Raw genomic sequence first — 19,681 nt, 5'->3', positions numbered from 1 at the left:
GGCGCCGAAATTCCAGAGCCCGCCATCCGCGAAGGAGCCCTGCCACCGCGATAGCGGGCCTTCGGCGGGGGCGCGCTCTGTGGTCGCCTCGGGTGCCGCGCCACTCGTCTACCCCTCCGTACTGATGAAGACGTTCTTGGTCTCGGTGAACGCGTCCAGCGCGTCCGGGCCGAGCTCGCGGCCGAGGCCGGATTGCTTGACGCCGCCGAACGGGGTCCAGTAGCGGACCGAGGAGTGCGAGTTGACCGAGAGGTTGCCGGACTCGACGCCGCGCGCAACCCGGAAGGCCCGGCCGACGTCGCGGGTCCAGATCGACCCGGACAGGCCGTACTCGGTCCGGTTGGCCATCCGGATCGCGTCGTCCTCGTCGTCGAAAGTCTGCACGGTCACCACCGGGCCGAAGACCTCCTCGACCACGGTGCGGTCGGTCGGCGAGGACGGGGTCAGAACCGTTGGCGGGAACCAGAAGCCGGGCCCGGTCGGGGCGCTGCCGCGGAACGCCACCGGCGCGTCGTCCGGCACGTAGGCGGCCACGCTGGCCCGGTGCGCGGCGGAGATCAGCGGGCCCATCTCGGTCTTCTCGTCGGCCGGGTCGCCCACCACGACGCCGCGGACCGCCGGCTCGAGCAGCTCCATGAACCGGTCGAACACGCCGCGCTGCACCAGGATCCGCGACCGCGCGCAGCAGTCCTGGCCGGCGTTGTCGAACACCCCGTACGGCGCCGTGGCCGCGGCCTTCTCGAGGTCGGCGTCGGCGAACACGATGTTGGCGTTCTTGCCGCCAAGCTCAAGGGTCACCCGCTTCACCCGCGCGGCGCAGCCGGCCATGATCTGCTTGCCGACCTCGGTCGAGCCGGTGAACACGATCTTCCGAACCGCCGGATGGTCCACGAAGCGTTGCCCCACGACGGAACCCTTGCCGGGCAGCACCTGGAACACGTCCTCCGGGATCCCGGCATCCCTGGCCAGCGAGGCCAGGCGCAGCGCGGTCAGCGGGGTCAGCTCGGCCGGTTTGAGCACCACCGTGTTGCCGGCCGCAAGCGCCGGCGCGAAACCCCAGCCGGCGATCGGCATCGGGAAGTTCCACGGCACGATCACGCCCACCACGCCGATCGGCTCGGCGAAGGTGACGTTCACCCCGCCGGGCACCGGGATCTGCCGGCCGAACAGCCGCTCCGGCGCGGCCGCGTAGTACTGCAGCACGTCGCGCACGTTGCCGGCCTCCCACCGGGCGTTGCCGATGGTGTGCCCGGAGTTGGCCACCTCCAGCCGGGCCAGGTTCTCCCGGTCGGCGTCGACCGCCTCGGCGAACGCACGCAGCAGCCGGGTCCGGTCCCCCGGCGCGACCGCCCGCCACGCCGGAAAGGCCGCGGCCGCCCTGGCGATGGCCGCGTCGGTCTCCTCGGCCGACGTCAGCGGCACGGTCTCGACCACCTGCTCGGTGGCGGGGTTGATCACGTCGAACGTCGCGGTCATGCCGCCGCCACCAGCGCCTGGAACAGTCGCCTGTCCACGGTGTCTTCCTCGGGATGCCACTGCACGCCGACGAGAAAGTCGTCCCCCGGCAGCTCGACCGCCTCCACCGTGCCGTCCGGCGCCCAGCCGACCGGGACGAGCCCGTCGCCGAGCCGGTCGATTCCCTGATGGTGGTGGCATGACACGGTCACCTGCTCGCCGATGATCCCGGCGAGCCGGCTGTCCGGCGCGACCTTCACCGCCACCCGGCCGAACACTCCAGGAGTCGGCCGGTGCGCCGGGCTGTCCAGGTGCTGGTGCAGGCTGCCGCCGCAGGCAACGTTGATCAGCTGCATTCCCCGGCACACGCCAAGGACCGGGACGCCGGCCGGCAGCGCCGCGTCGAGCAGCCTCAGCTCGGCCAGGTCGCGCTCGGGTCGGGGTGGCCCCGTCTCGGGATGTGGGTGCTGGTGGTAGCAGGCGGGATCGATGTCCGGCCCCCCGGCTAGAACCAAACCGTCCAACCGGGACACATCCACGGCGTCCCAGCCCCCGACCGGGGGCACAAGAACGGGCAGCCCGCCGGCCGCGACCACACAGTCCAGGTAGGTTCGGGCCAGCAGGGCGGCCGGCACGTCCCACACGCCGAACCTGGCCTGCTCCAGATAGCAGCTGATCCCGATCAGTGGCCTGGAACGCAGGTCAGCGTCGTGGCTGTCGCGCGCGCTCATGGCCGGGCTCCCGGAAGGGCGCTGCTAGAGCCGCTCGAAGCCACGGATCTTCTCCCAGTCGGTCACCGCGGCGTCGTAGGCCGCGAGCTCGACCCGCGCGTTGTTCAGGTAGTGGTCGACGACCTCGTCGCCGAACGCCGAACGGGCCAGCTTGCTTTCGCCGAGCAGCGCGGCGGCGTCCCGCAGGGTCGTCGGCACCTGCGGTCGATCCGTTTCATCGTAGGCGTTTCCGACCAACTCGGGTTCGAGCGGCAGCTCGTTGTCGATGCCGTGCAGCCCGGCGGCCACGGCCGCGGCCACCGCGAGGTACGGGTTGACGTCCCCGCCGGGCAGCCGGTGCTCGACCCGCAGCGAGTCGCCGTGCCCGACGACGCGCAGCGCGCAGGTGCGGTTGTCCCGGCCCCAGGCGATCGTGGTCGGCGCGAAGCTGCCCGGGGTGTAACGCTTGTAGGAGTTGACGTTCGGCGCGAAGAAGTAGGTGAGCTCGCGCAGGCAGGCCAGCTGCCCGGCGAGGAACCGCTCCATCAGCGGGGAGAACCCGTTCGGCCCGTCGCCGGCCAGCACCGGGTCGCCGTCCGTGCCGCGCAGGCTGATGTGGACGTGGCAGGAGTTGCCCTCCCGCTCGTTGTACTTGGCCATGAACGTCAGGCTCTTGCCGTGCCGGGCGGCGATCTCCTTGGCGCCGGTCTTGTAGATGCTGTGGTTGTCGCATGTGGTCAGTGCGTCGGCGTACCGGAAGGCGATCTCGTGCTGGCCGGGGTTGCACTCCCCCTTGGCCGACTCCACGTACATCCCTGCGCCGGACATGCCGTTGCGGATGTCGCGCAGCAGCCCCTCCAGCCGCGCGGTCCCCAGCATCGAATAGTCCACATTGTACTGATTGGCCGGGGTGAGGTTGCGGTAGCCGGACCGCCATGCCTGCTCGTAGGAGTCGTCGAACACGATGAACTCCAGCTCGGTGCCCACGTACGCGGCCAGCCCGCGCTCGGCCAGCCGGTCGAGCTGCCGGCGCAGGATCTGCCGCGGCGAGGCCGCCACCGGGGTCCCGTCGAACCACTCGATGTCGGCGAGCACCAGCGCGGTCCCCTCGTGCCACGGCACCCGGCGCAGCGTGCCGAAGTCCGGTCGCAGCACGAAGTCGCCGTACCCACGGTCCCATGAGGACATCGCGTAGCCGTCGACGGTGTTCATCTCCACGTCGACCGCGAGCAGGTAGTTGCACGCCTCCGCGGCGTGCGGCGCCACCTCGTTGAGGAAGTACTCCGCCCCGCACCGCTTGCCCTGCAACCGCCCCTGCATGTCGGTGATCGCCAGCAGAACGGTGTCGATCTCCCCGGCCTCGACCAGCTCGCGCAGCCGATCGAGGGTGAGCAGGCCATCGCTGTGCCGCATCCTCACTCCCAAAGGACCAGAACCGATCCATTGGACACATTGCACACGGCCCGCGCTGACGTGTCAAACGGATCACGCTCTACCGCGTGCGGCCGCCGACCTGCGCCGGGGTGCCGTCGGCACGGCGGTGCTCCGTCGCTGAGCGCGTGGTGCGCAGCGTTCCTGCGAGCAGCAGGACGCAGGCAGCGCACACCAGTAGGGGGCTCAGGCCGCCGCGCAACCCGATCGCCTGGGCAAGGAGGCCGATGAGCGGCGGCCCGAGGAGGAAACCGAGGTAGCCGACCGTGGACACGGCCGCGATCGAGGCGTCGACCCGACGAGGGTCTTCCTCGGCGGCGGCGCCCAGCACGTTCGGGAAGGCGACCGACAGCCCGACACCGAGCAGTGCGAAGCCGGCCAGCCCCAGCCACAGCACCGGAGCGATCAGGATCGCGGCAGCTCCGCAGGTTGCCACGGCGCCGGCAATCCGGACCAGACGGCGACGTCCCCACGCGGATGTCAGCCGGTCGCCGGACAGTCGGCCGATCGCCATGGCGACCGCGAACGCCGAGTAGCCCACGGCCGCCGCGGCGGGTGACGCGGCGAGCTGTTCCCGCAGGTAGACGGCGCTCCAGTCGGTGACCGCGCCCTCGCAGAGGAGAACGCAGAAGGCAAGGACGCCGAACACGATCAGGCCTCGGGTCGGACGGGCGAATGCCGCCGCGCCCACGACCGGCACGGTGGGCACCAGATGCGGAGCGCCCAGCAGCGCGAGCCCGACCAGCGCCGCGGCCACCACGGGGAGGTGGAGCATGGCGGGCACTGCCTGGCCGGCGAGCCAGCCGGCGGAGAGCGAGCCGGTCAGTCCGCCGACGCTGAACACCCCGTGGCAGGTCGAGAGCACGGCTCGGCCCGTGTGCCGCTCGACGAGCGACGCCTGAGCGTTCATGACCACCCCGAGTGCCCCGTTGGCCGCCCCCATGACCGCCAGTGTCGCGCACAGCGACGCCAGGCTGGGCGCCAACGCCGGCAGCGCCAGGCACGCCGCAAAGGACAGCGCGCATCCGCGCGCCAGGGATGCTCCGTTGACGCGGGCGGCAAGGGCGCTGGCCAGCGGCATACCCAACAGGGAACCCACCGCCAGCGCCAGCAACGCCATGCCGAGCGCGGCTTTGGACAGCCCCAACCTCTCCTGAATGTCGGGAATCCGCACCGCCCAACTGCCGAAGCCGAATCCCAGCTCCAGGAACAGCATCGACACCGCCACTCGGGTCCACTTGGAACGCACGGGTCAACTCCCTACGGTCAGACCGGAACCGACGCGCTCGTCGGCTCCGGGCGAGTCGGGGTCGTGGTAGGCGATCGAGGTCTTCAGGTCACCGTTGGCGCCGTAGTTGGCGAACGCCTCGCTGATGGCGGCCTCGTCGTTGGCGCGGATGGACCGCGTCACCAACCGCTCCGCTTTGATCACACCATCGCGGATCAGGCTCAGCGCGATGCGCGCAACGTGCGCGGACCGGGCCATGGGAAAGAGCCGGACGTCGAACGGTGCGGCCACCAGGCGCAGTCCCTTGGCCAGGATGAGCCAGGTGTTGATCATCTGGGGAGTCTCGGTTGCCCCGTACACCACGTAGGTTCCGCCGGGTCGCAGGAGTCCCATGCCCAGTTGACGAACGTCCTTGCCGTCCCCGTTCGCAACGGTGACGTGGGGTAGCGCATCGAACAGGTAGTCGGCGAAGGAGTCATGATTGTTCCGGACGATCGCCTCCAGCTCCGTGGTATCCAGGTCGGTGTTGAAAGCCTGGTCCGCACCCAGCTCAAGGGCCACCCGCAGCCGCGCGGGGTCCCGGTCCGCCACCACCACCAACCCCGCCCCCAGGTATTTGTGCAGTACCTGGACCGCAAGAAGGCCACACGGGCCACAACCGAGCACCACACAAACGTCTCCCGGCCGCGGTGGGTTGGTCAGCAAAGACCGTAAGACCGACGTCAACGGCTCCACGATCGTCGCAAGGCTGGCCGGTATTTCGGCGGGCACCACCACCGCCGCGGCCTGATCGGCATCATAGAAGTTGCGTTGCGTGTACCACGACGTCTCGAGCCGGTGCTGCGGGAGCAGCGGACGAATGGTGCGGAACTCCGCCATCCCCCAGAAATCGGTCTGCCCCCAGTAGACCAGCCGGTCGTCGAGCCGGATGTCCTGTTCGAGGCGGGAGCCGATCTGCACGACCCGGCCCACGTACTCGTGTCCGGGAACGATGGGCCAGCGGGCCGGAAACAGATGTCCCCGGTAGTAGGAAACGTCCGTGGAGCAGATCGAGACCGCCTCGGTACGCATCAGGATCTCATCCGGCCCGCAGATGGGATCCGGCAACTCCGCCAGCTCGACACATCCCGGTCGTCTCATCACAACGGCGCGCATTAACGGATCCAGCGTGACATGAAGGATATTCCAATCGGTCGGTGATCGATTTGGAACTCAGCGTGACAAAACCGACTTTAGAGGGGCGGCCTGGAGGCCCTATGGTGCGCTCGATCTGCTCGCCGGAACGCGGCTTAAACGTCACTGGATTGCGAAGGTTGATGTTCCTCCGGGGTTGACTCGGACGAATGGATCAGGACGGGAGTGGTGCGTCGACGCCGGGGCCCCAGGTCGGTGGAAGGGGTCGCGGACCGGGAGAGTGTCCAGATTGGAGGAGACCAATGGGCCGCCGAGCCCTTGACACGAGCCGTTGGCTGGGATCACTCTCTACCAGTCCAAAGGACTGATCCTAGCCCATTGGGAGCGAGGAGGCGGCGGTGACCACGGACAGCCCGCAGACCAGGTCCGGCACGACTCCCCCGCTGGGCGAGGACGAGAAACGGCTGCACGAGCTCGGCTACGCCCAGGAGCTGTCCCGGCGGATGTCGGGTTTCTCCAACTTCGCCGTGTCGTTCACGATCATCTCGATCCTGTCCGGCTGCCTGACGCTGTACGGGTTCGGCATGAACACCGGCGGCCCGGCGATGATCGTCTGGGGCTGGCCGTTCGTCGGCCTGATGACGCTGCTGGTCGGCCTCGCGATGGCCGAGGTCTGCTCCAGCTACCCGACCGCGGGCGGCCTGTACTACTGGGCGGCCAAGCTGGCCCCGTCCAACGGCGCCGCCTGGTCGTGGTTCACCGGCTGGTTCAACTTCCTCGGGCAGGTGGCGGTGACCGCCGGGATCGACTTCGGCGCCGCGTTCTTCCTCAACGCCTTCCTGGACCTGCAGTTCGGGTACACCGCGACGCCGGGCCACACGATCACCCTGTTCGGGATCATCCTGGTGCTGCACGGCCTGCTCAACACGTTCGGCGTGCAACTCGTCGCCCGGCTCAACGACATCAGCGTCTGGTGGCACGTGCTCGGCGTGCTGATCATCGTGGGCGCGCTGGCCTTCCTGCCCGACAACCACCAGTCCGCGTCGTTCGTGTTCGGCGAGTTCGTCAACAACACCGGCTGGAGCTCCGGCTTCTACGTCGCCCTGCTCGGGCTGCTGCTCGCCCAGTACACCTTCACCGGGTACGACGCGAGCGCGCACATGACCGAGGAGACCCACGACGCCGCCCGCAGCGGCCCGCGGGGCATCGTCATGTCGATCGTGGTGTCGCTGATCGCCGGCTGGATCCTGCTGATCGGCGTGACGTTCGCGATCCAGAGCTACGACGACGAGGTCGCCTCCGCCGCGCCGCCCGCGCAGATCTTCATCGACGCGGTCGGCGCGACCGGCGGGAAGCTGCTGCTGCTCATCGTGATCGGCGCGCAGTTCTTCTGCGGCATGTCCTCGGTGACCGCGAACTCCCGGATGATCTACGCGTTCTCCCGGGACGGCGCGCTGCCATACTCGGCCTTCTGGCACCGGGTGAACAAGCGGACCCGCACACCGACCAACGCCGTGTGGCTGGCCGCCGGTGGCGCTTTCCTGCTCGGCCTGCCGTACCTGTGGAACACCACGGCCTACGCCGCGGTGACCTCGATCGCGGTGATCGGCCTGTACATCGCCTACGTGCTGCCGACGTTCCTGCGACTTCGGCGGGGTGCGGGCTTCGAGCGCGGGCCGTGGCACCTCGGCCGGTGGAGCCGGCCGATCGGGACGGTCGCGGTGGTGTGGGTGTGCTTCATCGCCGTGCTGTTCATGCTGCCCCAAGCGAGCCCGGTGACGGCGAAGAACTTCAACTACACGCCGATCGCCGTGCTGGTCGTGCTCGGCTTCGCCGGGGTGTGGTGGCTGGTGTCGGCCCGCCGGTGGTTCACCGGCCCCAAGGTGCAGGGCAGCGCCGAGGAGCTGGCCGCGATCGAGCGCGACCTCGGCTCAGTCTGAGCTGTGTTGGATTCAATGTGAGGGCAGGGCTGGAAGCACTACTTGCCGTTGCTGCCTGCCGGTTGGCACCCACCGACGTCTCGGCGGACCTCCGGCCCGGCCTCGACGCCGGTAGGCCCCTCACAAGCGGGCGGCGAACCGGGTGGGTTGGTCGGGCCATGGGGCGTCGGCCGGGCGGGGCTCGGCGACGCCGGAGCGGACCGCGTGCGCGGCGAGCAGGCCGCCGACCGCCTGGCCGTTGGTGATCTCGCCGGACAGCACCATGTGGACCGCCTCGGCCAGCGGCACCCGGCGGACCACAAGGTCGGCCTCCTCCTCGCCGGGCGCCGCTCTGTCTACAGAAGACAGATCGGTGGCGAGGTAGACCCGGACGGCGTGGTCGGTGAAACCCGGGGAGACGGCCAGGTCCACCAGCACCGACCAGCTCGCCGCGGCCAGCCCGACCTCCTCGGCCAGCTCGCGCTTGGCCGCCTCGAGCGGGTCCTCGCCGGGGTCGACAAGGCCGGCGGGCAGTTCCCAGAGCCGGGTGCCGACCGCGTGCCGGTACTGGTGGATCAGCGCCACCCGGCCCTCGTCGTCGAGCGCGACCATCACCGCCGCGGGGAACGTCTCCACCACCTCCCGCCGGGCGACGTCCCCGCTCGGCATGGTCACCTCGTCGAGCCGCAGGGCGAGGATCCGTCCCACATGGATGTCCCGTGTGGACACCACCTCGAACCGGTGCCGCCCCGGCTGACTCACGAACGCGCCCCGGCCGCGCTGGAGACCGTCTGCTCCGGCAGCACCACGGGTAGCCGCTCGGCGGCGCGGTACTCCATGGCGGCCTTGACGAAGCCGGCGAACAGCGGGTGCGGCCGGGTGGGTCGGCTCTTCAGCTCGGGGTGCGCCTGGGTGCCGACGAAGAACGGGTGCACGTCGGGCGGCAGCTCGACGAACTCCACCAGGTGGTCGTCCGGCGACACGCCGGAGAACACCACGCCGGCCTTGGTCAGCCGGTCCCGGTAGGCGTTGTTGACCTCGTAGCGGTGCCGGTGCCGCTCGGACACCTCCCGCTCGCCGTAGGCCCTCGCCACCGCGGAGCCGGGGGTCAGCTTGGCCGGGTAGGCGCCGAGCCGCATGGTGCCGCCCATGTCGCGCTCGCCGGCCACCACGTCCTGCTGGTCGGCCATCGTGCTGATCACCGGGTGCCTGGTGGTCTCGTCGAACTCGTCGGAGTTGGCGCCCTCGAGGCCGGCGAGGTTGCGGGCCATCTCGATGACCATGCACTGCAGCCCGAGGCACAGCCCGAGGGTCGGGATCCCGTTGGTGCGGGCGTACGCGATGGCGCCGATCTTGCCCTCGATGCCGCGCACCCCGAACCCGCCGGGGATCAGCACACCGTCCACACCGGACAACGCGGTCGCGGCGCCGGCCGGGGTCTGGCAGTCGTCCGACGGGACCCAGACCACGTCGACCTTGGCCCGGTGGGCGAACCCGCCCGCGCGCAGCGCCTCGGTGACCGACAGGTAGGCGTCCGGCAGGTCGACGTACTTGCCGACGACCGCGATCCGGACCGTCTCCTGCGGACTGTGCACCCGGTCGAGCAGGTCACCCCACACCGTCCAGTCCACGTCCCGGAACGGCAGGCCGAGCCGGCGCACCACATAAGCGTCCAGCCCCTCCCGGTGCAGCACCTTGGGAATGTCGTAGATGGACGGTGCGTCCGGCGCGGCCACCACCGCGTCGGTGTCCACATCGCACATCAGGGCGATCTTGCGTTTGAGGCCGTCCGGGATGTCCCGGTCGGCACGGCAGACGATGGCGTCGGGCTGGATGCCGATGTTGCGCAGCGCGGCCACCGAGTGCTGCGTCGGCTTGGTCTTCAGCTCCCCGGACGGGGCGAGGTAGGGCACCAGCGACACGTGCAGAAAGAAGCAGTTGTCCCGGCCCACGTCGTGCCGCACCTGCCGGCAGGCCTCGATGAACGGCAGCGACTCGATGTCGCCGATCGTGCCGCCCACCTCGGTGATCACCACGTCCGGCGCGCGGCCCTGCTCGTCGGGGGCGGCCATGGCCCGGATCCGCGATTTGATCTCGTCGGTGATGTGCGGGATCACCTGGACGGTGTCACCGAGGTACTCCCCGCGCCGCTCCTTGGCGATCACCGTCGAGTAGATCTGGCCGGTGGTCACGTTGGCGCTGCCGGTCAGGTTGCGGTCCAGGAACCGCTCGTAGTGCCCGATGTCCAGGTCGGTCTCGGCGCCGTCCTCGGTGACGAACACCTCGCCGTGCTGGAAGGGGTTCATCGTGCCCGGGTCCACGTTGAGGTACGGGTCGAGCTTCTGCATCGTGACCTTGAGGCCACGCGCGGTGAGCAACTGCCCGAGGCTGGATGCCGTGAGCCCCTTGCCCAGCGAGGAGGCGACGCCCCCGGTGACGAAGACATGCTTGGTTGTTCGTGCTTGCAAGGGGGCTCCCCGTGGCGTAACCGTCAATCCCTGTGTCCTGCCGTTGCCGGCGGCACCATTCGTAGCGGGGTATCCCGCCTGCCGTTCCACGGGGTTTCACGCTAACACGCGACCAAACGTCCGCGCATCGCCGACACGCCCGACGACCAGGTCAGCTCGACGGCGTGCCGGGGGCGGGGGCCTGGGCGTTGCCGGCGATGCCGTAGCGGCCGGACTTCTCCTCGAGCTGCTCGCGCAGGGCCAGGATGGTGACGACGCGGCCGGCCGGGGTGTTCACGTTGTCTACTGTGGACAGGATCTGGGTGGCGGCGGTGTCGGCCCGCACCACACCGACGGCGCCGGCCCCGTCCGCCGACCCGGGCCCGCCGGCCAGCACCGTGCCGGCGCCCGAGCGGTCGACCTGGGTGGCGAACCGGGCGATGGTGGCGGCCCGGTCGCCCGCGCCGTCGCCCTCGGCGGAGCCGCCGGTCAGCACGATCGCGAGCTGGGCCGGCTTGAGACCCTGGGCCGTCCGGATGAAGCCGCCGTCGGCCAGGCCGGTCAGCGCGGCCGCGGTCTCCTCCGGCGAGGCCTGCGGCTGGTTGTTCGCCTTGCTGATCAGGGTCAGCGGGCCGATCAGCCCGCCGGCCAGCGTGCCAGGATCGGTCACCGTGGGGAGCACGACGCCGGCCGGCAGCAGCCGGGTGACGATGTCCTTGAGCTGGTCGGCCTTGGCCGGGTCGGCGAACGCCTCGGTGAGCTGCAGCTCCCCGGTCACCGTGGCGCCGGACGCCGCCACCAGGTTCTTCAGCGCGTCCCGGTCGGCCGGGCTGGCGTCGGCGGTGGTGATCAGCACGACCGTGCGCTTGTCCAGCTGTCCCCGCACCGCGAGCGGCCCGACCGTCGCGGCGAACGAGTCGGCGTCGGCCAGCCGCGCCGACAGCCCGTTACGCTGCGCCTCCAGGTCGGACACCTGCCGGCCGAGATCGCCATTCTCGTCGGACAGCCCGCTGAGCACGGTGCGGCTGAGCGTGGTGGACCCCAGCACGACGCCCACGGCCAGCGCCAGGAACACCGCGGCGATCGAGATGATGTGGTAGCGCAACGAGATCACGCGAACAGCCCCTTGATCCAGGTGACAAGATCGGTCCAGGTGTCGACCGCCCAGTCGGTGTAGGCCCCGGCCACGCCCGAGACGGCCACCGCGACCGCCACCGCGACCAGCGCCGCCAGCACCAGCACCACCACCGCGGCGAGCGAGACCCGGCTACGGTGCAGCGTCGCCACCGCCCGACCATCGACCAACCGGCTGCCCAACTTGAGCCGGGTAAGGAACGTCGACGGGTTCGAGCCCGACCGCCCCCGGTCGAGAAACTCGCTGAGCGTGGCCTGAAAACCGACCGTGACCACCAGCCCGGCACCATGCGTGTCCGCCAGCAGCAGGGCAAGATCCTCCGCGTTGCCCGACGCCGGAAAGGTGACCGCGCCGATCCCGAGATCCTGAATCCGCTCAAGCCCGGGCGCGTGCCCGTCGGAATGCGCCGGAATGACCACCTCGGCCCCGCAGCGCAGCGTGTCGGTGCTGATCCCGTCCGGATCGCCGACGATAACCTGCGGCCTGTACCCGAGCTCGCGCATGGTGTCGGCGGCCCCGTCGACCCCGATCAACACCGGCCGATGCTCGGCGATGTACCGCTTGAGCGCCTTGAGATCCTCGACGTACCCGTGCCCCGGCGCCACCACGACCACCTGCCGGTGCTTCATCGGCACCAACAGGTCCGGCACGCCCACACCCTCCAGGATCAGCGTCCGCTCCCGCCGCAGGAACTCCATCGTGTTCGCCGAGAACGCCTCCAACTGCGCCGACATCCCCGCCTTCGCCTCGATCATGAGATCGGCCACGGTCTCCTCGGTCTGCTGGCTCCCCGTTGCCAGCTCCCGATCCCCCGCGTACACCACACCCTCGTGCAGCCGCAGCCGCATCCCATCCTTGATCGTCCGCAACGCCTCGCTGCCCACCCCGTCGACAAGCGCCACCCCGGCCCCCACCAGCATCTCCGGCCCCAGGTTGGGAAACCGCCCCGAAATCGACGGCGGCGCGTTCACCACCCCCGCCACCTCGGCCGCAATCAGCGCATCCGCCGTCGCCCGATCCAGATCGACCTGATCGAGCACGGCAATGTCCCCCGGCCCGAGCCTTCGCAGCAGCGCCTCGGTCCGCCGCCCCACCCTCGCCACGCCGACCACCCCCGGCAGGCTCTTGTCGGTGCGCGCAAGGAGACCGCTGAGCTTCATGGGACTGATGGTGACAAATGGACGTGAGTTAATCAGTGAGCCACGCCGGTACACCACGTGTTTGCGCCTGACGTCGCCGTGTGTACCTCCGGCGCGATGATCTTCGTGTCACAGCCAGCCAAACCGCCCCCGCGCGCCACCACCCGACCAACCGCCACCGCGCCACCCAACGCCACCACCCAGTCAACCGCTCGCCCCACACCCCACCAGCCGCCGCCGCGGAACGCCACGGAACCACTCCGCGAACCAGCGACGCCACCCGACAGAATCAGCCGACCAGCCGCCGCCGCGCTCCCCAGCCACCCCACCAACCGCCGCCGCGCCACCCAACAGAACCACCCCACCAACCGCCGCCGCGCAACCCGACGCAACCACCGAGCCAACCGCTCGCCCTAGGCCCCGCCAACCGCCGGCGCGCAACGCAACGGGTTCACCCCACCAACCCGCTCGCTACACCATCCCCCGGCCCCACCCGGCCCCGGCCCTCACTTCCTCCGCCGGCTCTTCTTCCGCTTGTCCGCCTCGGCCACCGCCAGCAGCTCCTCGGCATGCGCCCGACCGGTCTCGGTGGACTCCATGCCGGCCAGCATGCGGGCCAGCTCGACCACCCGCTCGTGCTCCTCGACGGTGCGGATGTCGGCGCCGACGACGCCGCCCATGGCCCGCTTGTCGACCACGATGTGCCGGTCGGCGAACGCGGCGACCTGGGCCAGGTGGGTCACCACGATCACCTGGTGGCTGCGGGCGAGGCGGGCCAGCCGGCGACCGATCTCGACCGCGGCCCGGCCGCCGACGCCGGCGTCCACCTCGTCGAACACCAGGGTCGGCACCGGATCGGCGTGGGCGAGCACCACCTCGATGGCCAGCATCACCCGGGACAGCTCGCCACCGGAGGCGGCCTTGTGCACCGGGAGCGGCTCGGCGCCGTCGTGCGCGCGCAGCCGCAGCTCCACGTCGTCCACGCCGTCCGGGCCGGCGTGCACCTGGCGACCGGCGACGGTCAGCGCGTGCGGATCGCGCTCGTCGGCCGGGCGGGGCTGGACCGTCAGATCGATCACCGACTGCGGCATGGCCAGCCCGGCCAGCTCCTCGGTGACCGCCTTGGCCAGCTCGTCGGCCGCCGCGATCCGTTGGGCGGTCAGGGTTTCGGCGTACCCGGCCAGCTCGGCCGCCAGCTCCTCGCGGCGCCGCGCCAGCTCGGCGAGCGCCTCCTCGGAGGTGTCCAGCCCGGCCAGCCGCTGCTCCGCGTCGGCCGCCCAGGCCAGCACCCCGTCGACGTCGGCGGCGTACTTGCGGGTGAGCTGCTTGAGCTCGGCCTGCCGGGCGAGCACCTGCTCGAGCACGGCCGGGTCGGCGTCGAGCGACTCGAGGTAGCCGGTCAGCTCGGCGCCGACGTCGCCGAGCAGCGCCGACGCCTCGGCCAGCCGGGGCTCCAGCTCGCGCAGCCGGGGATCCTCGGCGGCCGCCAGGCGCCGGCGGGCCTCGGCGATGAGGCCCAGCGCGCCGGGTGCGTCCGGGTCGCCCTCCGGGGACCCGGTCACCGCGAACGCGGCCGCCGCGGCGTGCTCGCGGAGCTGGTCGGCGTCGGCCAGCCGGCGGGCCTTGGCCATCAGCACGTCGTCCTCGCCGGGCTGCGGGTCGACCGCCTCGATCTCGGCCAGGCCGTGCCGGAGCAGGTCGGCCTCCCTGGCCAGCTCGCGGGACCGCTCGGTGCGCTCGGTGAGCTCGGCGCCCACCCGTAACCACTCGTCCCGGACGCGGCGGTACGCCTCGAGGGTGCCGGCCACCTCGTCGCCGGCGAACCGGTCGAGCACGGCGCGCTGCTCGGCCGGCCGCAGCAGGCTGAGCTGGTCGTTCTGGCCGTGCACGGCGATGAGCCGCTCGGAGAGGTCGGACAGCACCCCGACCGGCACCGAACGGCCGCCGAGATGGGCCCGGGACCGCCCGTCGGGCGTCACCGTGCGCAGCGCGATGAGGCTGCCGTCCTCGTCCGGCTCGGCGCCGGCCTCCCCGGCGACCCCGGCGGCGCCGCCGTCCAGCGCCTCGAACCGCCCCTCCACCACGGCCCGCGGCGCACCGGTGCGGACCCGGGACGCCTCGGCCCGGCCCCCGGACAGCAGGTGCAGCCCGGTGACGACCATGGTCTTGCCCGCCCCCGTCTCGCCGGTCACCACGGTGAAGCCCGGGTGCAGCTCGAGGGTCGCCTCGTCGATGACGCCGAGGCCCTGAATGCGCATCTCGGCCAGCACAGCCCGCACTGTATCGGCTACCCGCGACGAAACCGGGGACCCGCGCCGGGGGGCGGTGTCCATTCAACGTGAGGGCAGGGCTGGGAGCACTACTTTGCGTCGTTGGCCTGCGGTTGCTTGTCTCCGGGCACTCGGGCGGACCTCCGGCCCACCCTCGCTAGGCCGGAAGCCCTCACTGCCGGGAACGCCAACCCTGCACGGGAAGCTCGAACTTGCGCACGAGGCGGTCGGTGAACGTGCCCTCGCCGAGTCGCACCAGCTTGAGCGGCTTGCGCCCGCCGATGACCTCCACCCTGGCGCCGGGCGGAAGGTCGAACGTGCGCCGGCCGTCACAGGCCAGCACCGCCGGGTGCCCCGCAGGGTCGACCTCCACCGCGACCACCGAGTCCGGCGACACCACAAGCGGCCGGGCGAACATGGCGTGCGCGTTGCTCGGCACCACCAGCATGGCCCGCACGTCCGGCCACACCACGGGACCGTTGGCCGAGAACGCGTACGCCGTCGAGCCGGTCGGCGTCGCGCACAGCACGCCGTCGCAGCCGAACGAGGACACCGGCCGGCGGTCCACCTCCACGCGCACGTCCAGGATCCGCTCCCGGCTGCTGCGCTCCACGCTGGCCTCGTTCAACGCCCAGTTGTCGGCGATCCGCCGGCCGTCGAGCGTGGCCACGACGTCGATCGTCATCCGGTCCTCGACCCGGTAGTCCCGGCTGACCACGCGGGAGACGACGTCCTCGAGGGCGTCGGAGTCGGCCTCGGCCAGGAACCCGACCCGGCCGAGGTTCACGCCAAGCACCGGCACGTCCGCCGGCCGGGCCAGCTCGGCGCCGCGCAGCAGGGTGCCGTCGCCGCCGAGCACGAACACCAGCTCGGCGCCGGCCGCGGCCTCGGGACCGTACGGGACCGCCGTGGCGTAGCTGGACCGGTCCAGCCCGGCCCCCTCCTCGGCCAGCACCCGCATCCGCATCCCGGCCGCGGCGAACCACGCCGCCGCCTTCTCCGCGGTGTGCCTGGCCTCGGAGCGTCCGGTGTGCAGCACCATGAGCACTTCGCGTTCTCCGCTCATGTCAGCACCTCGCAAGCTCGGTGCCGGCGACCCTGCCACCTCGTCCCTCGGTGGCAGGGCAGTGCTCGACGGTTCGCTCCGCAAGCTCCGCTCACTGTGGCCCCTCCCGGACAGCGGTCTCGACCAGCTCAGCCGCCTGCTCGGAGTTCAACGGTTGGCCGCGGCGCAGCCAGGCGAAGTACTCGACGTTGCCGGCCGGGCCGGGCAGCGGGCTGGCCGCCACGCCGTGCGCGCGCAGCCCGTGGCCGGCGGCGTCGGCCAGCACGTCGAGCACCGCGCCGGCGCGCAGCCGCGGGTCGCGCACCACGCCGCCGGCGCCGAGCCGCTCCCGGCCCACCTCGAACTGCGGCTTGACCATGAGCACCAGGTCGGCGTCCGGCGTGGTGCAGGCCAGCACCGCGGGCAGCACCAGGCGCAGCGAGATGAAGCTGAGGTCGGCCACGACCAGGTCGACCGGGCCGCCGGTCTGCTCAGGGGTCAGCGTGCGGACGTTGGTCCGGTCCAGCCGCACCACCCGGGGATCGGTCTGCAGCCGCCAGATCAGCAGCCCGCGCCCGACGTCGGCGGCGACCACCTCCGCGGCGCCCCTGCGCAGCAGCACGTCGGTGAACCCACCGGTGGACGCGCCGGCGTCCAGGCAGCGCCGGCCGGCGACGCGCAGCCCCGCCGGCTCGAACGCGGCCAGCGCGCCGAGCAGCTTGTGCGCCCCGCGGGACGCCCAGCCCGGATCGTCATCGAGGTCCTTGACCAGCACCGGGGCGTCCGGCTCGACCGCGGTCGCCGGCTTGCTGGCGACCGCGCCGCGCACGCTGACCCGGCCGTCCTCGATCAGCTGGGAGGCGTGCTCGCGGGAGCGCGCGAGGCCGCGACGAACCAGCTCGGCATCCAGCCTGGCCCTCCGCGGCACCGGTCATTCCCTGTCGATTGTGGACAGAGCGGCGTTCAGCGCGGCGTGCACGGCGTCGTAGCGCGCGACGTGCTCGGCAACGGGAAGCTCGTCCAGCTCGTCGAGACCGGCCACGGCCTCGTCGATCGCGGAGACGGGTTCCGCCCCGTTCTCGTCCGGATCCACCTGCATCCCTTCACGCTAGCCGATCTCGCAGCCCGAGCTGTGCCAGAGCGGCCCCGGCCACGTCATCCTCGGCCACCACGTCGACGCTCGTGACGTCGTCACCGTCCGGGACGTAGGCGGCGCACAGGCCGCGCAGCAGGTCCAGCGCGTCGGGCGGCCGGTCCTCGCTGGCCCAGCGCACCCGCAGCGTGTGGCCGTCCAGCGTGATCATCCAGTCGGGCTGCCCGGCGATCGCCAGGTCGGCCACCCGGCCGGTCACCGCGGTCACGTCCGCCGCAAGGTAGCGCGGCCGCAGCCGGCTTCCCGCCAGCAGCACGTCGGCCGGCTGGGACACGCCGCTGAGCACCAGCAGCGCGTCCAGCTCGGCCGCGGCGGCGCCGGCGATGTCGGTGTCCAGCCGGTCACCCACGACCAGCGGCCGGCGCGCCCCGGCGGCCTTGCCGGCCTGGTCGAGCAGCGGCCGGTTCGGCTTGCCGGCGACGAGGGGTTGCCGGCCGGTCGCGGTGGCCACCGCGGCCACCAGCGCGCCGTTGCCGATCAGCTGGCCACGCTCGGTCGGCAGGGTCGCGTCCACGTTGCAGGCCACCCAGAGCGCGCCGGCCCGCACGGCGAGGACAGCCTCGGACAGCTCGCGCCAGCCGATCGACCTGTCAAGGCCCTGCACCACGGCGTCCGGCGTGGGGGACGCCTCGGCCACCGGGCGCAGGCCGACCAGGCGCACCTCGTCGGCGAGCGAGTCCGCCCCGACCACCAGCACGGTGGCGCCCGGCGCCAGCCGCTCGGCGAGCATCGCGGCCGCGGCCTGGGCGCTGGTGCTCACCTCGTCCGGCTCGGTCGGAACCCCAAGCGCCACAAGGTGATCCGCCACCTGCCGGGGCGAGCGGGAGGCGTTGTTGGTGATGAACCGGACGGTCGTCGGGTTGTCCCGCACGGCGCCGACCGCCTCGGCCGCGCCCGGCACCGCCTGCTCGCCGCGGTACACGGTGCCGTCCAGGTCGAACAGCACCGCGTCGTAGATGTCCAGCAGCCGGTCACCCATCGGTCGCCGGCGCTTCGCCGAGTTCCGCCCCCAGCTCGACCGCCCGCTCGGCGGCGTCGGTCAGCTCGTCGTCATCGGCCTCGGCGGCATTGAGGAACCACCGGATCGCGTCCTCGGTGCGCCCCGCGGCCGCCAGGTTGTCGGCGTACGCGTAGAACAGCCGCGCGCTCCACGGCTCCCGCCGCCGCGGATCCAGCTCGGGCCCCCGCAACGCGACCACGGCCGCGTCCAGCTGCCCCATGTCCCGCCGCGCCCCCGCCGCCACGATCCGCAGCTCCACCGCGGTCTCCGCCGGCAGCCCGCCGCCCGCCTCCGTGGCCAGCTCGATGGCCCGCTCCGGCCGCCCGAGCGCCCGCTCGCAGTCGGCCATGACCGCGAGGTGCGTGTCGGCCCCCGTCATCCGCCGCACCGCCCGCAGCTCCGCCAACGCCTCCGCCCACTCCCCCGCGTGGTAAGCAGCCAATCCCGCGGCTTCCCGCACGATCGCCACCCTGGCCGCCCGCGCCCTTGCGAACCGAGCGTGCTCCAACGCCCGCTCCGGCTCCTCGTCCACGAGCATCCCCGCGGCCGCCAGGTGCCCACCAACCACCTCGGCAATACCCTTCGGCAGGCTCCGCAGCTCCCGCCTCGCCTCGGCATCCAACGCCGACAGCTCCGCCCCCTCCGGCAGCTCCGGCCCGATGTCCCTCGGCCGAACCTCGACCTCCCCCCGATCGCCCCGACCATCCCCCCGCTCACGCCACTCACCGTGATCTCCGCTCGCCGGCCGCTCAACCCGCCCGCTTCGCTCCCCCCGCCCCGGACGATCAGCCCTCTCTCGCCCCTCACTGTCTCGCCACTCACCGCGCTCACCCCGGGCCGGGCGGTCAGTCCGGTCCCGCCATTCACCGCGGTCGGCGCCCACCGGCCGGTCGGTGCGGTCCCCGCGCCCAGGGCGCTCGGTCCGATCTCGCCACTCACCGCGTTCGGCCCGGGCCGGACGCTCAGTCCTATCTCGCCATGGGCCCCGGTCACCCCCAGCCGGACGCCGATCCCGCCATTCACCACGGTCGCCGCGCGCCGATCGATCGGTCCGGTCCTGCCACTGGCTCCGATCATCGCGGGCCGAGCGCCGATCCCGCCATTCACCGCGGTCGCCGCGCGCGGGGCGGTCGGCTCGTTCCTTCCACTGGCTCCGGTCGTCGTGGGCGGGGCGGCCACCTCCATTTCGGCTCTCGCCGCGGTCCCGCCACTGGGTTCGGTCGCCGCGCGCGGGGCGGTCGCCTCGGTCGCGCCAGGTGCCGTGCTCGCCGCGTTCGCGGGGGTTCTGCCGTTCGCCTCGGTCGGACCGGTCGGCCCGACTGCGCCATTCGGGTCGTCCGCGGTCGCGGTCGACCGCAGGGTCGCGATGGGGCGGGTCGGTGGCCCCGGGGACGTCGCGCTTTTGCGGGGGTGGGGGGTCGGGTGGGCCACCGGAAGCGGCGTCGGGCGGCCCGGGATTGGACACCTGATCCTCCTCTGCTGGGGTGGGCACTGGTTAGAACGTAGCCCGTGGTAGGAGATGGTGCAGGTGGTGGGCCTGGAAAGCGAACAGGGCCCCGGTGGTCGGGGCCCTGTTCGTAATGGTTGTTCGGCGGTGTCCTACTCTCCCACATCC

Annotated in this window: 16 protein-coding genes; 1 reads left to right on the top strand and 15 read right to left on the bottom strand. The window is 71.9% G+C overall.

Going from position 1 to position 19,681, the window contains the following annotated elements; genetic code table 11:
- Positions 1-108: 108 nt before the first annotated feature.
- The 5 genes from VGX25_RS04590 to VGX25_RS04570 form a co-directional block, all read right to left on the bottom strand.
- Positions 109-1,476, bottom strand: coding sequence for an aldehyde dehydrogenase family protein (locus VGX25_RS04590; protein WP_326916320.1), 1,368 nt, complete (start codon positions 1,474-1,476; stop codon positions 109-111).
- The gene (locus VGX25_RS04585) at positions 1,473-2,186 is read right to left on the bottom strand and encodes a gamma-glutamyl-gamma-aminobutyrate hydrolase family protein (RefSeq protein ID WP_326916319.1); all 714 of its coding nucleotides are present in this window, start codon (positions 2,184-2,186) and stop codon (positions 1,473-1,475) included. Before VGX25_RS04585 ends, VGX25_RS04590 begins: the two co-directional genes overlap by 4 nt.
- 24 nt (positions 2,187-2,210) lie before the next feature.
- Entirely contained in the window at positions 2,211-3,578 is a 1,368-nt protein-coding gene (locus VGX25_RS04580; RefSeq protein WP_326916318.1) for a glutamine synthetase family protein, read from the bottom strand.
- Between the two features lie 79 nt (positions 3,579-3,657).
- Positions 3,658-4,845: an MFS transporter gene (locus VGX25_RS04575; RefSeq protein ID WP_326916317.1), complete on the bottom strand. Its 1,188-nt coding sequence runs from the start codon at positions 4,843-4,845 to the stop codon at positions 3,658-3,660.
- A 3-nt stretch (positions 4,846-4,848) separates the two neighbouring features.
- Positions 4,849-5,931, bottom strand: coding sequence for a medium chain dehydrogenase/reductase family protein (locus VGX25_RS04570; protein ID WP_326916316.1), 1,083 nt, complete (start codon positions 5,929-5,931; stop codon positions 4,849-4,851).
- 530 nt (positions 5,932-6,461) lie between these two features.
- On the opposite strand from VGX25_RS04570, the gene VGX25_RS04565 reads away from it, so the two are divergent.
- Positions 6,462-7,898: an amino acid permease gene (locus VGX25_RS04565; protein WP_326916331.1), complete on the top strand. Its 1,437-nt coding sequence runs from the start codon at positions 6,462-6,464 to the stop codon at positions 7,896-7,898.
- Between the two features lie 120 nt (positions 7,899-8,018).
- Here the strand turns inward: VGX25_RS04565 and VGX25_RS04560 are convergent, their stop codons facing one another.
- The 10 genes from VGX25_RS04560 to VGX25_RS04515 form a co-directional block, all read right to left on the bottom strand.
- Positions 8,019-8,639, bottom strand: a complete 621-nt coding sequence (locus VGX25_RS04560) for an NUDIX hydrolase (protein ID WP_326916315.1) — start codon at positions 8,637-8,639, stop codon at positions 8,019-8,021.
- Entirely contained in the window at positions 8,636-10,345 is a 1,710-nt protein-coding gene (locus tag VGX25_RS04555; RefSeq protein WP_326916314.1) for a CTP synthase, read from the bottom strand. Before VGX25_RS04555 ends, VGX25_RS04560 begins: the two co-directional genes overlap by 4 nt.
- Before the next feature lie 151 nt (positions 10,346-10,496).
- Complete coding sequence (locus tag VGX25_RS04550; protein ID WP_326916313.1) at positions 10,497-11,438, bottom strand: copper transporter; 942 nt, start codon at positions 11,436-11,438, stop codon at positions 10,497-10,499.
- Positions 11,435-12,619: a putative cytokinetic ring protein SteA gene (gene steA, locus VGX25_RS04545; RefSeq protein WP_326916312.1), complete on the bottom strand. Its 1,185-nt coding sequence runs from the start codon at positions 12,617-12,619 to the stop codon at positions 11,435-11,437. Before steA ends, VGX25_RS04550 begins: the two co-directional genes overlap by 4 nt.
- A 485-nt stretch (positions 12,620-13,104) precedes the next feature.
- On the bottom strand, positions 13,105-14,856 hold the full coding sequence (gene recN / locus VGX25_RS04540) for a DNA repair protein RecN (RefSeq protein WP_414635714.1): 1,752 nt from the start codon (positions 14,854-14,856) through the stop codon (positions 13,105-13,107).
- Between the two features lie 184 nt (positions 14,857-15,040).
- Positions 15,041-15,934 (bottom strand): NAD kinase, encoded by an 894-nt coding sequence (locus tag VGX25_RS04535; RefSeq protein WP_326916310.1) that lies wholly within the window; start codon positions 15,932-15,934, stop codon positions 15,041-15,043.
- Positions 15,935-16,025: 91 nt separating this feature from the next.
- The gene (locus tag VGX25_RS04530) at positions 16,026-16,841 is read right to left on the bottom strand and encodes a TlyA family RNA methyltransferase (RefSeq protein ID WP_326916309.1); all 816 of its coding nucleotides are present in this window, start codon (positions 16,839-16,841) and stop codon (positions 16,026-16,028) included.
- A 3-nt stretch (positions 16,842-16,844) separates the two neighbouring features.
- Positions 16,845-17,012 (bottom strand): hypothetical protein, encoded by a 168-nt coding sequence (locus VGX25_RS04525; protein WP_326916308.1) that lies wholly within the window; start codon positions 17,010-17,012, stop codon positions 16,845-16,847.
- A gap of 4 nt (positions 17,013-17,016) precedes the next feature.
- The gene (locus VGX25_RS04520; RefSeq protein ID WP_326916307.1) at positions 17,017-18,045 is read right to left on the bottom strand and encodes an HAD-IIA family hydrolase; all 1,029 of its coding nucleotides are present in this window, start codon (positions 18,043-18,045) and stop codon (positions 17,017-17,019) included.
- The gene (locus VGX25_RS04515) at positions 18,038-18,688 is read right to left on the bottom strand and encodes a hypothetical protein (protein ID WP_326916306.1); all 651 of its coding nucleotides are present in this window, start codon (positions 18,686-18,688) and stop codon (positions 18,038-18,040) included. The genes VGX25_RS04520 and VGX25_RS04515 overlap by 8 nt, the downstream gene beginning before the upstream one ends.
- Positions 18,689-19,681: the final 993 nt, after the last annotated feature.

Origin of the sequence: Actinophytocola sp. (assembly GCF_035942955.1) — a bacterium.
Classification (GTDB): domain Bacteria; phylum Actinomycetota; class Actinomycetes; order Mycobacteriales; family Pseudonocardiaceae; genus DASYTH01.
The sequence above is the reverse complement of the archived record's forward strand: the minus strand, read 5'-3'. Positions and strand labels throughout refer to the sequence as shown.